Source organism: Paenibacillus sp. V4I5 (genome assembly GCF_030817255.1).
Classification (GTDB): domain Bacteria; phylum Bacillota; class Bacilli; order Paenibacillales; family NBRC-103111; genus Paenibacillus_E.
On sequence record NZ_JAUSZB010000002.1, the window covers coordinates 1771932 to 1785162 of the forward strand.

Annotated in this window: 11 protein-coding genes; 3 read left to right on the plus strand and 8 right to left on the minus strand. The window is 45.0% G+C overall.

Going from position 1 to position 13231, the window contains the following annotated elements; translation table 11 throughout:
- Positions 1-228: 228 nt before the first annotated feature.
- On the minus strand, positions 229-2031 hold the full coding sequence (locus tag QFZ78_RS10255; RefSeq protein ID WP_307547156.1) for an ABC transporter ATP-binding protein: 1803 nt from the start codon (positions 2029-2031) through the stop codon (positions 229-231).
- The gene (locus QFZ78_RS10260) at positions 2015-3769 is read right to left on the minus strand and encodes an ABC transporter ATP-binding protein (protein ID WP_307547158.1); all 1755 of its coding nucleotides are present in this window, start codon (positions 3767-3769) and stop codon (positions 2015-2017) included. Before QFZ78_RS10260 ends, QFZ78_RS10255 begins: the two co-directional genes overlap by 17 nt.
- A gap of 184 nt (positions 3770-3953) precedes the next feature.
- On the opposite strand from QFZ78_RS10260, the gene QFZ78_RS10265 reads away from it, so the two are divergent.
- Positions 3954-4160 (plus strand): YrzA family protein, encoded by a 207-nt coding sequence (locus tag QFZ78_RS10265; RefSeq protein ID WP_057306477.1) that lies wholly within the window; start codon positions 3954-3956, stop codon positions 4158-4160.
- A 513-nt stretch (positions 4161-4673) separates the two neighbouring features.
- Here the strand turns inward: QFZ78_RS10265 and QFZ78_RS10270 are convergent.
- From QFZ78_RS10270 to QFZ78_RS10295, 6 genes are all read right to left on the minus strand, one after another.
- Positions 4674-4916: an HPr family phosphocarrier protein gene (locus QFZ78_RS10270; RefSeq protein WP_307547161.1), complete on the minus strand. Its 243-nt coding sequence runs from the start codon at positions 4914-4916 to the stop codon at positions 4674-4676.
- A complete protein-coding gene (locus QFZ78_RS10275; protein WP_307547163.1) occupies positions 4913-6346 on the minus strand; it encodes an NAD-dependent malic enzyme in 1434 nt (477 codons plus the stop codon). Before QFZ78_RS10275 ends, QFZ78_RS10270 begins: the two co-directional genes overlap by 4 nt.
- A 31-nt stretch (positions 6347-6377) precedes the next feature.
- Positions 6378-7301, minus strand: coding sequence for an AEC family transporter (locus QFZ78_RS10280; protein ID WP_307547165.1), 924 nt, complete (start codon positions 7299-7301; stop codon positions 6378-6380).
- Between the two features lie 95 nt (positions 7302-7396).
- Positions 7397-8923 carry a tripartite tricarboxylate transporter permease gene (locus QFZ78_RS10285; RefSeq protein WP_307547167.1) on the minus strand — a complete coding sequence of 509 codons (1527 nt, stop codon included), beginning with the start codon at positions 8921-8923 and terminating at the stop codon, positions 7397-7399.
- Positions 8924-8976: 53 nt separating this feature from the next.
- Positions 8977-9435 (minus strand): tripartite tricarboxylate transporter TctB family protein, encoded by a 459-nt coding sequence (locus QFZ78_RS10290; protein WP_307547168.1) that lies wholly within the window; start codon positions 9433-9435, stop codon positions 8977-8979.
- A 75-nt stretch (positions 9436-9510) separates the two neighbouring features.
- On the minus strand, positions 9511-10575 hold the full coding sequence (locus QFZ78_RS10295) for a Bug family tripartite tricarboxylate transporter substrate binding protein (RefSeq protein WP_373460388.1): 1065 nt from the start codon (positions 10573-10575) through the stop codon (positions 9511-9513).
- A gap of 227 nt (positions 10576-10802) precedes the next feature.
- Between QFZ78_RS10295 and QFZ78_RS10300 the strand changes: the two genes are divergently transcribed.
- Positions 10803-12434, plus strand: coding sequence for an ATP-binding protein (locus QFZ78_RS10300; RefSeq protein WP_307547172.1), 1632 nt, complete (start codon positions 10803-10805; stop codon positions 12432-12434).
- Positions 12409-13122 carry a DUF977 family protein gene (locus tag QFZ78_RS10305; RefSeq protein WP_307547173.1) on the plus strand — a complete coding sequence of 238 codons (714 nt, stop codon included), beginning with the start codon at positions 12409-12411 and terminating at the stop codon, positions 13120-13122. The genes QFZ78_RS10300 and QFZ78_RS10305 overlap by 26 nt, the downstream gene beginning before the upstream one ends.
- The last annotated feature ends 109 nt before the right edge of the window (positions 13123-13231 follow it).

Genomic DNA, 13231 nt, shown 5'->3' on the forward strand with positions numbered 1-13231 from the left:
GTAACTATATTGCTTTTTTAACATTTTCCCTAACCAAAGGTAAAATAGGATCAAAACTCTCTCTCAAGACAGATATACCAATCCATTTATGCAATACAACGATAGAAACTTTTAGAGTCTTTCTAGGACTTTTATCACGCATATAAAATGAAGAAAAGCTTCGTCACGATTTCCTAACAAGGAGTCGGACAAAGCTTATTTTCACACCTCAGTTGCGGTGCATGTCTGCTATGAAATCGTTTGCGCAGCATCCATATTCCCCTGTGAATGCAGATATAATTGCTCGTAATAGCCACGAAGCGCAAGTAATTGAGCATGGTTCCCTTCTTCAACAATTTTCCCCTGACTCATTACAATGATGCGGTTAGCATGCATAATGGTCGAGATGCGATGCGCGATAACAAGTGTCGTTCTTCCCTCAGCAACGACCTGCAGCGCGGATTGAATCAACTGCTCCGTTTGTGAATCCAAATTCGCTGTAGCTTCATCTAGAATTAGTACTTTCGGCTGGAATACGATAATTCGCGCGAACGAGATCAGCTGTCTCTCTCCTGCGGAAAGCCCGCTTCCTCTCTCGGATATGCGTGTCTCATAACCATCCTTCATTCGTGAAATGAGAATGTCTGCCCCAACCATCCGGCATGCCTCTATAACTTCCTCACGCGTTATGGTTTCATCGAACATCCGGACATTGTCCAGAATACTGCCTGCGTATAAGTACGGTTCCTGCTGCACAAGTCCAACCATACGATGGAGTACGGCCTGCGGGATATCACGAAGATCCGTGCCATCAATGCGGATACTTCCCTCCTGCACATCATAAAAGCGGCAAAGCAGACTAATCAGCGAGCTCTTACCAGCACCCGTCGTCCCCACAATACCAATCAATTCGCCGGGTTCAATATGAAGCTCTAGATCCTCAATAACAGTTGTATCCTTCAAATAACCAAAATGCACATGGTTGAAATGAATGTCCCCTTTCACGTCGGGCAACGAGGGCGGCGACACGCCTTCCTTATCCCTTACTTCCGGTTGAATGGAGAAGATATTCCAAATTCGATTGACAGACACCGTCGTAGATTGAAGGGTATTCCACTGCTGAGTAATGTTATTAATCGGTTGAAAAAACTGTCGGATATACGTAATGAAAGCATACAAAACACCGAATTCAATGGTTTTATCGAAAACAGCAATACCGCCAATCCAAGTAATAAAGGCTACCGATAAATTACCCAAAATATCAAAGGAACGATTGAACAAAACATTGGTACGTATTTCTCTCAAATTAGCACGGAAATACCCAAGATTCCGCTCAGTGAAGCGATTCATCTGTTCCTTCTCTTGATGAAAAGCTTGAATGAGATGCATTCCTGATAAATTCTCAGCGGCAAACGCCACCATTTGAGACAGCTGCGTCCTCGAGAGCTGATAGGTTTTGCGCATATATCTGCGAAAGCTAACCGCTATGAGGACAATGATGGGAATCACAATCATGCTGTACAGCGTTAGCTGTGGGTCCAGATGATACATCAACACAATGATGAATACGAGTGTCATGCCATCGCGTACCAAACTAAGAAGAACCTGCGTAAAAAACTGATTCAGCGTTTCAGTGTCACTGGAAACATGTGTAATCAGGCTGCCGCTTGGCGTCCGATCGTAATAAGACATCGACTGCTTAAAGATGTGCTCGAACAAATCCTTCCGTATTTTGGCGACGATGCTTTGACCTGCAAACTGCAATAAATTGTTCTGCAGATAACTGAAAAATAAACTACTGATGGACAGACCCACATAAAACAAACAAATAAGCAGCAGCGAGCGATAGTCATTTTTCCCGATCATCAAATTATCATCAATCGCGATCTTAACCAGATACGGCTGAAATAAATCGGCTGCTATCCCAAGTAACGCGCAAAATAAAACAGCTACAAAGGTTAACTTATGCGGTTTGGCATAAACGGATAAAGAACGAAAGGAAGATCGCGTCTTCTGCCGCTCCTCATTGCTTTTGTTATTCTCTTTTGGCATCGTCGCTACCTCCCTCTTGTATCGCATGAAGCTCGGCGTACAAGCCTTCCTGCGCAATTAGCTCTTGGTGCGTGCCGCGCTGCACAATCCTGCCTTCGTGAAGTACAATAATCTCATCCGTATGCTTCAATGCAGAGATTCGATGTGCGATCCAAATGGTCGTTTTGTTCAAACGCTCTTTCCGAATCGTATCGATGATGTGCTTCTCTGTCACAGAGTCTACAGCGCTTACACTATCGTCTAGAATCATCAAAGGAGAATCCTTTATGATCCCTCTAGCTAAGCTTGTTCGTTGACGCTGCCCACCCGATAAGGTGACACCGCGCTCACCCAGCTTCGTCTCAAACTTCTCAGGAAATGACGTAATACTGGAAAGGATTTGTGCTTTCTTGGCAGCACGCTCAACCTGTTCTAAGGGGGATTCTCTTTTATAAAAGGCGATGTTATCGCGGATCGTCGTGCTAAACAAGAACCCCTCTTGCGGAACGTAAGCGATTTGATTACGTAGGCTTTCTAATGTCACATCGCGAATATCCGTATCCCCGATCCATACCGTTCCCTCCGGTGGGTCGTATATCCTAAGCATTAGCTTCACCAAAGTCGATTTACCGCTGCCTGTTTTCCCGATAATACCAATGGATTTACCAGGTTCAATCGTTAACGTTATGTCATGAAGCACTTCGTCCTCATCATCAGGATAGGCAAAAGACAAATGTTCAATCCGAATTCCTTCATGATCGAGGTCGGATATTTGCGCAAGCTCGTTTTGCACAATTTCGGATTTCAAATCGAGCAGCTCATTCATTCGTTCAAGCGAAGCTCGAGAGCGCTGCATCGCGTTAATGACGCGGCCAATTTGCTGTAAAGGGTTTACCATCATCCGTATGTATAGCGTTAATTCAACGAAATGGCCAATCGTAATCCGACCTTGAATAGTCAAATAGCCCCCAAAAGCAATCGCGATGATCAGCGATATTGCGCCCAGAAACGGAATAAGTGCTTCAAATAAGGAAGATAGCCGAACCAGCCTCAATTGGTTGTCCCGAATCCGATCTACCGTTTCACTAAACCTATGGACCATAATCGGTTCCACTGCAAATTTCTTGGCTACCCGTATGCCTCCGAATTGCTCCTCGGCTGATTCCGTCATTTTGCCTAATGCTTCTTGTACCTGTAAAGAATGCTTTTTAATAATAGGTTGAAATCGAACGGTTAGAACAGGAATTAGCAATAAGGGCAATATACAGACGAGAATTAAATAAAGCGGGATCGAACTGAACAGCATCATGACTATGACAGCCGTGATCAAAATGGCTGAGTTTACCACGTGGTTAATCCCCATGGAAATCGATTCTCGAATGACAGTTACGTCATTCATCACGTAGCTCAGCAGCTTACCAACGCCGTTCTTGGAGTAAAATGTTGCGCCCAGTTGTGTGAAATGGTTAAACAAGCGGTTTCTTGAAACAAACTCGAAGCGTCTTCCGTTACGCATGATCATGTACTGACCAATGGCTGCTAAAACACCGAATGTAACGCCAATCATCAGCAGCTTTAGACTGTAGTCAACAATAAGAGTTTTGTTCAAAAGTCCTTGCTGCAGCTGATCTGTAAACATGCCTAGCAGCTTGGGGTAGTACGAGTGAACAATGTTACCTAAAGAAATGGACAATGCGGCTACAACGTACAACGGCCATTTCTCTTTGAAGAAATCAACCAATAACCGTGTAGACTTCAAAACGACATCACTTCCTACTACAAGTTTGTCTAGCAAATGAGGGATTCCCGATCCATCTGAACATGCGGTCATGTATCCCCTTACAGTATACGCCTATTCATATGTACTTCCTATATCAGATATTGACGTTATAATAAGAGAAGTTGTCTTAACTTTACAACTTAGCTTAGGGAGGAGTAAGATCATGGACTTTCTTTTGGATCGCATAGATAATAAAATTGAGTTTTTTCAAGCTTATGATATGAAAACGCTGGAACGGCAAATCAACGAGCAAATCGATAACAACAAAGCTTTACTGCTGGACGTGTTCGCGATTCAGCATCACATCGTGTTCGACCCGAACGCTGGTAAAATGCTGTACAGCGCAGTTGTGCATTTTAAGGTGAAATAATTTTTGAACATACTTCATTCGCTGGGCCGAATTTGATTTGGTTTCCTTTCACCAAAACAGAAGCTGCGTGAAAGGGAACGTCGATGCGTTATTTCGATAAATAACGCATCGTAGTTCCTTTTGCTACTTATGATGTTGTACTTCATACAACATTAGGTGAGTAAATTCACTAATTCCTAGCGATTGTTGCAAAAAATACAATAATTTCAGCCCAAATTTGCTCTCAAGTAGGAATGAAGGCTAAATTGTTGCACAACATACAACATCTTCCGTTTAATAAAAAGAAATCAAGGAAATTGTTGTAGACTGTACAACTTGTGTACCTCCCCCCCCTACTGTGAACACTAAAAAAACCTTCAGCTCCACTTTAAAAGTGGTGTTGAAGGTTTTTTGTTCAGATTTTAGAATTGTTCGATTGGTGTTGCCCATTGGGGATTGCCCTTGGTATTGCCACTTGTGTTCCCTAGCTGTTATCACTTGGTGTTACCCTTTAGTGGCAACATTTCATTCCTATTAAATTCCGCTTAGCGGAAGCCCATGTTTGATAAATAGTTGTTCCATGGCAAGTTTAGCCTTAGCTTCGTCGGGGCCATGAATTTCTAAGTGGTACACCTCGTTGCTAAAGAGCGTAATGCTTAGACCAAGAATACTTTTGACATCGATGAATCGCTTGCCCACTTTGATAACAATGCTTGATTGAAATTGATTTGCCACTTGGTTGATTTCAACAATCGCTCTTGTCTCCAATCCACTCATATAGATCCCCCCGACCTGAATTCGCGCGGCATTCTTCGAGCCACTCCGGTTCTTATTGCTGCTTCAATGACCCCTGTCCGAATACGTCTAACTACCTCTTGATTGAAAACACTCGGAATAATGTACAATTTGTTCAATTCTTGCGGGGCTACAACAGAGGCGATAGCTGCGGAAGCAGCTAGCTTCATTTCCTCATTAATTGTCGTAGCCTGGCAGTCTAACGCGGCTCGAAATATGCCTGGGAAGCATAGGACATTATTAATCTGATTCGGGAAATCAGACCTTCCCGTCGCTATTACGCCTGCAATGTCTTCAATTTCATCGGGATGAATCTCCGGTGTCGGATTCGCCATCACGAATACAATGGGATGCGGCGCCATCCGTTCAACATCGACCCGTTTCAACACACCACCAGAGGATAATCCGATAAATACATCGGCCCCTTCAATAATTTCGTGCAAGGAACCTGTTAGTCGATTCGGGTTGGTTCGTTCCGCGTACCAGTTCCACATGGGATTGCTATACGAAGTGCTGCTCACCAAAGCACCTTCTCGATCAACTCCAATCAATTCCTTGACACCTGCCGCGAGTAGTATGTTGGAGCAAGCAATGCCGGCCGCTCCAATGCCACAGATGACAACCTTTGCTTCGTTAATCGATTTCCCAACGACTTTCAATGCATTAATGAGCCCAGCGTACAGAACGACTGCCGTCCCGTGCTGATCATCATGGAATACAGGAATATCAAGCTCTTCGCGCAGCCTTTCCTCAATCTCAAAACAACGCGGCGAAGAGATATCCTCTAAATTGATCCCGCCAAAAGCAGGGGCTAAATTCTTAATCGTGGCAATGATTTCTTCTGTGTTTTGAGTGTCTAAGCAGATTGGAAAGGCATCAACATCAGCGAGCTGCTTGAACAGCATTGCCTTACCTTCCATGACTGGCATAGCCGCGTAGGGTCCGATATTACCCAAACCTAGCACCGCACTGCCATCCGAAACAACAGCAACCGTATTTCGCTTAATCGTAAGCTTATACGCATTCTCCTGCTTCTCATGAATCGCCATGCAAACTCGCGCAACATCGGGTGTATACACGCGAGACAGATCGTCTCGATTCTGAATCGGTACCTTAGGCTTCATCTCAATCTTGCCGCCTAGGTGGAGCAGAAAGGTGCGATCTGATACATGAACAAGCTTTACACCCTGCAGCAGCTTGATAGCTTCGGCCACAGCTTCCAATTGAGCCTGTTCGGATGAGGTAACGGTAATATCTCGAACCGTCCAATTTGGACCTGATTGAATAACGTCAATAGCAATAACATCTCCACCATTTTCTGTAATGACGGTGATTAATTGTCCAAAATGAACGGCTTCAGTTTGCAGCTCCACACGCAGAATAATGCTTTTGCCGCCAATCGTATCTTTCAAAGTGAACTCCTCGTTTCTACGGGCATCATGCCTAAAATAATAATTTCGATACGTACACGACTACGGTAACAGTCAAACTGCTGAACAAAGTAGAGAGCAGTACCACTTGAGCTGCGTATTCCGGGTGATTCCCGTATTCTAATGCAAATACCGCACTGTTCCTTGACGTGGGAAACGAGCTGGCGATAAGCAAGGCTTGTGCGGTTGTCCCCTCTAAATGAAGCAGTAAAATCAAGATTAGTGCGAGAATCGGCGAGACAAGAAGTCTACCGATAAGGCTGAAAATAAGTGCGCCGCTAAGCTGCTTAAACTGCAAGTAAGCACTCTGTGCACCTAGTGTAACTAGTGCTATTGCAAGGAAGGCATTAGATACATTCTGGAGCGGATGCCATAAGAATGCCGGTATTGGAATCGCTAGAATATGCATCAGCAACCCAAGTATAAATGCAAGAATCATGGGGTTTTTCAAAAGCTCACGCAGCATCTTTTGTCCTTGGCTTTGCGCGGAAACAGCATTAACCAATCCATATGTATTGGTTAAAAGGTTTTGATAGATGGTTACAATAACTTGAACAGACAAGCCGACCGGATTGCCCTGAAACACAAGCTGTGACACCGGCAAGCCGAAATTACCCGAATTGCTAAGTACTACACTATTCGAAAAGCTGGAGGACAAGCTTTTATCAAATTTAGCCAGCTTTGCTGTTCCTTTGCTTAACGCGATAAGAGTGATACTTTGCAGAAGCAAAAAACTAACGATTTGCAGCAGCGTACTCCACTCCAGCTTACTTTGATAAATATTCGTAAAAGAGACGGCTGGAAGTAAGAAATAGGCATTGAGCTTAGACAGGGTATGCATATCAAAATGAAAAACACAATGCATAAAAGCCCCTGCTCCAATTAATAAAAATACAGGTACAATGACATTGAGCACGATAAGAAATAGTACGTCCATCTGAATTTCACTCCATGAAATGAAACCCCTAATCTACCGATAGAGGTTGATTGGTATCAGAGCTCCACCCAGCATCATAGGGGTTTACGTCCAGCTTATCCTTCTTCGTTTACAAGAACATTTTTGCCTCTCATCTTCAAGATTAAAGGGATCGTTAACCATAAGAAACCAATAATCAAGAAAACGAGGGAGACAGGTTTTTGTAAGAAAATCATGAAATCTCCATTCGAAATGGTCAATGCTCTGCGCATGTTATTTTCCAGCATTGGTCCAAGAATAAGACCAAGTACCAATGGCGCTAACGGGTAATCATTTTTCGATAAGAAGTACCCGACAAGACCGCAGCCCATAATTAGGAGCAAATCAAACGTTGAATATTGAACTGCGTAGACACCGAATACGGAAAACACGATAATTAATGGAATCAAGTATTTCGTTGGTGTTTCAATAACTTTGGCAAACACTTTGACGAGCGGCATATTCAGAATAAGCAGCATCAAGTTACCCACGAACATACTGGCAATAACGCCCCATGCGAGCTGCGGGTGATCTTGGAATAGCAAAGGACCCGGCTGAACATTGTACATAATGAATGCACCCATCAGAATAGCAGTTGTCCCGGATGAAGGAATGCCAAGTGTCAAAAGTGGAATCATGGCACCGCCTGACGCCGCATTATTCGCAGCTTCCGGAGAAGCTACACCCTCAATGGCGCCCTTCCCGAATTTCTCGGGATTTTTACTGATTTTCTTTTCTACAATGTAAGCGAAAAAGGAGGCAAGAATGGCACCGGCTCCAGGTAGAAGCCCGATGAAAAATCCAAGCACTGAGCCTCGAGCGATAGGTGCCGCGCTATCTTTCAAATCCTGCTTGGTCGGTAGGATTCGATTGATTTTGGCCAATTCACCATCGTTTCCTTCTCGCTGTAGAATGGTCTTGAACACTTCACCGACAGCGAATGTACCTACGGCCACTGTAAGGAATTCCAAGCCCTGATAGAGCTCAGGAATATTAAATGTAAATCGTTCAACGCCGGATACATTATCAATCCCGATCGTTGCGAGCAGCAGTCCGAAAGCGGTCATCATTAAAGCCTTGACCATCGATTTACCAGCTAGACCGCTGATTGCGAGTAAGCCGAGAACCATGAGTGAGAAATATTCGGCAGGACCAAACTTGATGGCAACAGCCGACAAGGGCCTAGCAAGGAAGATAAGGCCAATTAGAGATATAATGCCAGCAGCAAAGGAACCGATCGCCGATATCGCAAGCGCAGCCCCGGCTCTGCCTTGTTTAGCCATTTGATAACCGTCTAGGGTGGTTACGACGGAAGAAGATTCTCCCGGTGTATTCAGCAGGATGGACGTCGTCGAACCTCCGTACATCGCTCCATAATAGACGCCGGCGAGTAGAATAATGGAGCTCGTCGCGGCTTCTTCAGGACCTAATCCTGCGGTCATTGTCGCTGTAATCGGAATTAGTAGAGCAACACCGCTCATAGGTCCAATCCCGGGTAGGACACCTACCACTGTACCAATCAAAACGCCTAGAAAAACAAACATGACATTGTGCCACTGCATGGCAGTACCCAAGCCATGAAGCACATAATCAATCGTGCCCATTTCATTACCTCCTTAGAGTTTGCTTTAGCAAACTCAACTACGTAAGCATTATCTTAGAAGCCTAACCAAGCTGGGAATCCAGGAAGTGACCCATCCATCACATTCACGAATAGAGAATACATCCCATATGAAAATGCAACCGAGATCAAAAGCGAAACCCAAACTCTCCCCTTTTGCATCGATTGAAACCCGATCATTAAAAAGAGAAACGTGGAGATGACGAATCCGATATCTTCGAGAAATAACGCATACAGGACCGCTGAAACGAAAATGATACCAAATCTTTTGTAATCCAAATTTTCTTTACGTTTTTGCGTTTGCTGCTTGCGAAACGTCTCATAAATGAGACGAATGCTCATTAATGCTAAGAAAGAACCCAGCATCATCGGGAATATATTTGCGCCTACATTACTGCCGTATGCACTTGTTGAAATGCTCCTGCTGCCGATCACAAATGCGGTGCCGATAGCGAAAAAAACGATACCTGCATAACGGTCAAACATGGTATTCATCTTGCTTCTCAACCTCCTGCCCTTGGTGCATGGGGAGAGAGCAAATTCGCTAACCCCCAGCATCCCTAAGCTCTCTTATTTCTGCATACCCAAAGCTGTCAGCATATCTTTCAATTGCGTTTCTTGCTGCACTAGGAAAGCTTTGAATTCATCCGCTTTTTTATAATCTGTTTCCCAGTTGTTCCCTGTCATTTCTTTTTTCCATGAATCGGAATCAACCATTTTCTTGATCGTATCTTCCCAGAACTTTTTCGCACCAGCGTCCATATTCTTAGGTCCGAAGAAGCCGCGCCAGATTAAGAACTCAGCGTCAACACCTTGCTCTTTCATCGTTGGAACATCTTTCATGCTGCCTCCAAGCCGTTGTGGAGCTGCAACCGCAAGCACTCTAATCTTGCCTGATTTCACATATTGGTCCAAGGAAGAAGCATCGGTACCAAGCACATCCGCATTACCGCCGAGCAAAGCTGTTACCGCTTCCCCGCCGCCATCATAGGATACGTATTTCACCTTTTTCGGGTCGATACCGTATTTAAAAGCTGGAAGAATGGAAACCAGATGATCCATGGAGCCTGGTGCAGAACCGCCAGCAACCGTCAGTTTCGTAGGGTCAGCTTTCATATCATCCAGCAGTGATTTCAAATCTTTATATTTCGAGTTTGCCGCAACCGCAACCGCGCCATAATCCTTCGTCAATTGAGCAAGTGGTGTTGTGTCTCCATAGCCGTATGGCGTGTTACCTTCTTTTTTCAGGTGGTTAATGAGAATCGGTGGTGAGCTAACGAACAATTTGTAATTGTCTTTCACATCTTTTGTTGCATATTCCGCCATGAAGACGGCACCGCCTCCACCCGGCTTATTTTCAACCGAAATCGGCTTATTAAGCGCTTTCGTTTCCGTCAATACTTTGGCAATCGTACGAGCCGTCATATCCCAACCGCCGCCTGCACCGGATGGCGCGATGATGCTCAACGCTTTTTCAGGATATTTGGATGCCGCTTGTGCTGGTGCTGTTGTTTCTTTGGCCTTGTCACCTGTTGCGTCTGTTGGTTTAGCTGCCCCATTACCGCATGCTGCCAAGGAGATTGCTAATAAACTGATCGATGTTACTTTCAAAGATGCTGCTAGAACATTTTTTATCAAATGAAACCCCTCCAACTTTTTGGTGTTATACGTGATTCCGCTTTCTTTGAAGCGCTTTCAGAATATCACCTGAATAGAAAATTGAGAAGTTTAACAAGATTAATTATAATAACATCGTTTTGGGCATTTTGTTCATATTGTTCACGACGGCTCCAATGCGTTTTCCCTCAAAATGAGAGCGCTTTATGATACAATACTAGCAAAAACAGGGGGGGTATTAGGGAATGAGGCTGCAAACTAAGCTAATCTTGATTATTTGTTCACTGCTTGTCTTCATCATCGTTAGTCTAGGCGGCATTTTCTATTATCTAATGACTTCCGCCCTTGAAGATCAGATTGGTACACGCGCCTTGAAGGTAGCCGAAACCGTGGCTAGTATGCCTGAAATAAGGCATGCCTTTCAATTAAATGACCCCTCGGCCGTGATTCAACCCATTGCGGAGACGGTACGTGAGAAAATAGATGCGGAATACATCGTTGTAGGGAACCGCGAAGGTATCCGTTATTCGCATCCCCTGCCTGACCGAATAGGCAAAGAAATGGTTGGGGGAGATAATGGTCCCGTTCTCGCGGGGCAATCCATCATCTCCAAGGCTATTGGATCGCTGGGTCCCTCACTCCGCGGCAAAGCTCCGGTATTTGGCGATAATGGCCAGGTGATCGGTATCGTATCCGTTGGCTTCCTGACAGAGGACATAGCACTAATTACGACTGCGTATCAAACACGAATTGAGATGATCTCTTTGATCGTTCTCATCATTGGCCTTGTTGGCTCTGTCCTCATCGCCCATAATGTCCGGCGTTCCATCCATGGCTTGGAGCCCAAGGAAATCGGCGCATTATATACCGAAAAGAAGGCAATTCTAGAGTCCATTCGCGAAGGCATCATTGCAGTTAATCGTGAGGGTATTATTACGATGGCAAACCGCTATGCGCTTCAGCTGCTGCAGCTGCCTGTCACGGCTAAGATTACTGGAAGACATATTGAGGACATTATACCGAATACGAGATTGTATGAAGTCGTTCGTTCGGGTAAAGCCGAATTTGACCATGAGATGCTCATTGGCGACCATGAGGTCATTGTGAATCGGGTACCGATTATTGAACGAAAATTAGGCGTGACCGGTGCAGTTTCGAGCTTTCGCAGCAAATCCGAGCTGTATCAATTGGCCGAAGAACTGTCTCAGGTCAAACGCTTTGCAGAGGCGCTTCGCGCACAAACGCATGAATTTTCGAACAAGCTGTATGTCATCTCTGGGCTTATCCAACTCGAATCGTATCAAGAAGCTGTCGAACTTATCTCACGGGAGGCCGATGTGCATCAGAATTGGGTACAGTTCATTATGCGGGAAATCCCAGATCCCATGATTGGCGGGCTGCTCATTGGCAAATTTAATCATGCACAGGAATTAAAGATAACCTTCGAAATTGATCACGAAAGCTCATTCAGCGACATCCCGGCTCAGATTGATCGAAATATGCTCGTCACCATCATTGGTAACCTCGTTGACAATGCCATGGAAGCAGTACTTGCTGGTGGTGATCAAACAGAACCGTATGTGAAATTATTTCTAACCGACCTTGGTGAGGATCTTATTATCGAATGCGAGGATCGAGGCGTAGGAATTCCTGAGGAGACGAGTATGGCTGTATTTGAAAAAGGGTTTTCGACCAAAGAGGGGGAACATCGCGGCATTGGACTTGCACTTGTCCAACATGCCGTCGGAAAGTTGAGTGGGTACATTACCTTTCATAAAAACCCCGCAGGCGGCACAATTTTCACCGTTGCGATTCCCAAGATCCCTGATCTCAAAGAAAGGAGTCTGTCCTATGGAACACCAGAATCAAACCGTTGAAGTATTAATTGTTGAAGATGATGTGAAAATTGCCGAGATTAACAGACGATTCATCGAAAAAGTAGATGGATTCCATGTTGTCGGTATCGCCACGGATCTGGGTCAAGCCAAGGAACAGTTGGAAATACTGACCCCGCATCTCGTCCTACTCGATGTTTACTTGCCTGGTGCCAACGGCTTAGAAATGCTTTCCTTTATTCGGCAGCATTACCGGGAAACTGACGTCATTATGATCACCGCTGCCAAAGAAATAGACGCCATTCGTGACGCAATTCGCAGCGGTGCGTTTGATTATATCATCAAACCGCTCGTCTTTAACCGGCTTCAAGAAACGCTAGTGCGCTATCTGAATTTCCATCGTGAACTGAGGCGGATGAACCAAAGCGGTATGATCAATCAGAGTGATGTTGATCGCCTTATGTCTGGAACTTCCAAGAAAGAAACCAATTTGGACACCTCTTTCCTACCCAAAGGGATTGATAAGCTAACCTTGGTAAAAATCGTACAGGCGATATCTAGCGCATCCGGCGGCTTGACCGCTGATCAAATCGCCAAAGAAATCGGTGTCAGCCGCTCCACCGGCCGCCGCTACCTCGAGCACTTAGTCAGCTCCGGCGATTTATACGCCGACCTGTCTTACGGCGTGGTCGGCCGACCGGAGCGGGTGTACCGGAGGAAAAAGGCTTGATGCATAAGTGTTAGCCCTTGGCTGTTACGCCGAAAACTAAGTTTAACCTCAGTAAATTGCAGGTTAATCCCCCCCATCTAGGACCCGAAATGTCCTTTTCGGTCTTCTC

Bases quoted from the DNA above. Each gene is read 5' to 3' on its own strand.
- QFZ78_RS10255 (WP_307547156.1), bottom strand. From the start codon at position 2,031: ATGCCAAAAGAGAATAACAAAAGCAATGAGGAGCGGCAGAAGACGCGA.
- QFZ78_RS10265 (WP_057306477.1), top strand. From the start codon at position 3,954: ATGGACTTTCTTTTGGATCGCATAGATAATAAAATTGAGTTTTTTCAA.
- QFZ78_RS10270 (WP_307547161.1), bottom strand. From the start codon at position 4,916: ATGAGTGGATTGGAGACAAGAGCGATTGTTGAAATCAACCAAGTGGCA.
- QFZ78_RS10280 (WP_307547165.1), bottom strand. From the start codon at position 7,301: ATGGACGTACTATTTCTTATCGTGCTCAATGTCATTGTACCTGTATTT.
- QFZ78_RS10285 (WP_307547167.1), bottom strand. From the start codon at position 8,923: ATGGGCACGATTGATTATGTGCTTCATGGCTTGGGTACTGCCATGCAG.
- QFZ78_RS10290 (WP_307547168.1), bottom strand. From the start codon at position 9,435: ATGAATACCATGTTTGACCGTTATGCAGGTATCGTTTTTTTCGCTATC.
- QFZ78_RS10300 (WP_307547172.1), top strand. From the start codon at position 10,803: ATGAGGCTGCAAACTAAGCTAATCTTGATTATTTGTTCACTGCTTGTC.
- QFZ78_RS10305 (WP_307547173.1), top strand. From the start codon at position 12,409: ATGGAACACCAGAATCAAACCGTTGAAGTATTAATTGTTGAAGATGAT.